This window comes from Pedobacter sp. 01N416, from assembly GCF_056399685.1.
In genome coordinates this window covers 1-2,467 of record NZ_JBFTRT010000676.1, presented here as the reverse complement: position 1 = coordinate 2,467, position 2,467 = coordinate 1, and the positions used below count along the sequence as shown (strand labels likewise).

Annotated in this window: 2 protein-coding genes; one reads left to right on the top strand and one right to left on the bottom strand. The window is 37.5% G+C overall.

Features of this window, described 5'->3' with window-relative positions:
• The first annotated feature begins 218 nt into the window (after nt 1-218).
• Nucleotides 219-722: a hypothetical protein gene (locus AC1DND_RS25700; protein ID WP_477585399.1), complete on the top strand. Its 504-nt coding sequence runs from the start codon at nt 219-221 to the stop codon at nt 720-722.
• An 84-nt stretch (nt 723-806) separates the two neighbouring features.
• Here AC1DND_RS25700 and AC1DND_RS25695 read toward each other — a convergent pair.
• Nucleotides 807-2,467: alanine--tRNA ligase-related protein (locus AC1DND_RS25695; RefSeq protein WP_477585397.1), on the bottom strand; the 1,661-nt coding region annotated here is incomplete at its 5' end.

The window sequence follows — 2,467 nt, the reverse complement described above, 5'->3', positions numbered from 1 at the left end:
TCCTCATGGTATGCCTCCAGGACAGGCTAAAAAGATTTATGGAAAAGGAAATAACGGTAAGGGCCACGGAAATGGTAAAGGAAAGCACTAATACCTAATTTTATTAACCGATTTAAAAAGAGCTTCGTTCGAAGCTCTTTTTTTTATATATCTGTTACAATAGAAGTTTTGGCACAGCGTTTGAATTGTTGAAGTACACACAAATAAAATGGATTATTATGAAAAAGTTATTTATCATCTCCGCGATTTTTGGTATCGTGGCTTTAACATCTAATCAATCTAACGCTCAGGTAAGTATTAATGTAAATATAGGTGCACAACCAGCTTGGGTACCTGCAGGTTATGAAAACGTTAATTATTACTATCTCCCAGAAGTTCAATCTTATTATTATGTCCCTCAAAGGCAGTTTGTTTATTTAAGTGGAAACAGATGGACAAGATCAAGGTATTTACCAGCGAGGTATAGAGGTTACGATCTGCATCACGGAAGAAAAGTAGTGGTTTATGGAAATAGCCCATATCGTAATTATAATACCCACAGAGTAAGTTATTCACATGATAATAATTATTACCGCTCATCTTACGGTGGTGGAAACCGAGTACGTTATAGCTCGCCAAGAAATAATTATAGATCTTATCGTGTAGATAATAGATATCATGATAGAAACGTAAATTCAAGCTTATTCTCTAGAGGACATAGAGAAAAACATGGAAGACATTAAAATAAAAAAGAGGCTCTAGGGCCTCTTTTTTATTTTACATAGCGTCACCCTGAATTTATTTCAGGGTCTATTTTATTATTTCAATCAATGATGCGGAATAAAACTTTCTGCTTTTTCCAAAACAACTTTTAATCCCGATGGGTTTTTACCACCTGCGGTCGCATAAAACGGTTGTCCACCGCCACCGCCTTGGATTTCTTTACCCAACTCGCGAACAATATTAGAAGCATTTAATCCCTTTTTCACCAGGTGATCAGAAAGCATTACGGTTATTCCAGGTTTGCCATCAATTTCTGTAGTAAAAACCAGAAACAGGTTATCAACCATATCTTTCAAAGAGAAAGCCAGATTTTTAACTGCATCAGCACTCTGCAGATCAATGTGCTTAGCAATCAGGTTAATGCCGTTAATCCCTCTTACATGATGAACGATTTCATGTTTTAAGGTGTTTACCCTTTCTATTGTCGACTTTTCAATTTCTTTTTTCAGTTTTGCATTTTCATCCAACAATGCCTGAACGGACGCCGATAGATCTTTACTTCCATTTAGTAATGCTTTTAAATAACCAAGTTCCTTTCTTTGATCTAAAAAGTATTGTTCAGCTTTATCAGCGGTGATGGCCTCAATGCGACGAACCCCAGCTGCTACAGCACTTTCGGAAACAATTTTGAATGAACCGATCTGTCCTGTTGCCTTTACATGTGTACCACCGCAAAGTTCTTTAGAGAAATGGTCGTCAAAAGTAATCATACGTACAAAATCGCCATATTTTTCGCCAAATAAAGCCGTTACGCCACTTTCAATGGCATCTTGATAAGGAACGTTGCGTTGTTCCTTTAACTTAATGTTCTGGCGGATTTTCTGATTTACAATTACCTCAATCTGTGCTAATTCCTCGTCAGTAACTTTAGCAAAGTGGGAAAAATCGAAACGTAAGTAGTCTGCATTCACCAGAGAGCCTTTCTGGTTAACATGTTTGCCTAAAACTTGTTTTAATGCCGCATGCAGTAAGTGTGTGGCAGAGTGATTATCTTCAGTTAAAACACGTTTATCTTCATCTACAACAGCCCAAAATTTACCTTCTAAATTATCCGGTAAGATATCGGTAAAATGAACAGTTAAGCCATTTTCTTTTTTGGTATCGGTAATGTCTACCCAAAACTGCCGACTGTGGTCTTCTAAACGGCCTGTGTCTCCCACCTGACCACCGCTTTCAGCATAAAAAGGTGTTTGACGTAAAACAATTTGGAACTGTTCTTTACCCTTAGCTTTTACTTTACGATATTTTAAGATCTCGGTTTCGATTTCTAAGTCATCGTAACCTACAAATTCGCTCTGCTCTTCTGTGTTTACCACAATCCAATCGCCAGTATCAATGGCTGTTGCGGCACGACTATCGTCTTTTTGCTTTTTCAAAGCCTGTTCGTATCCAACTAGATCAACGCTCCAACCCTTTTCTCGGGCCATTAATTCCGTTAAATCGATCGGAAAACCAAATGTATCTGATAATTCGAAAGCGAAATTACCCTCTACTACATCATTCGATGCCTGATATTTTTCGAAACGTTGAATTCCCGTTGATAAGGTCCTCAAGAAAGAAACTTCTTCTTCCAGCACTACTTTCTGAACGAAATCCTGTTGCGAAATCAGTTMATCAAATACACCTTTAAATTGCTCAGCCAATAAAGGAACCAATTGATTTAGGAAAGGCTCTTTAAAGTTTAGAAACGTATAAGCATAACGTA

Excerpts from the sequence above, each read along its gene's own strand:
- AC1DND_RS25700 (WP_477585399.1), top strand. The coding sequence starts at position 219 with ATGAAAAAGTTATTTATCATCTCCGCGATTTTTGGTATCGTGGCTTTA.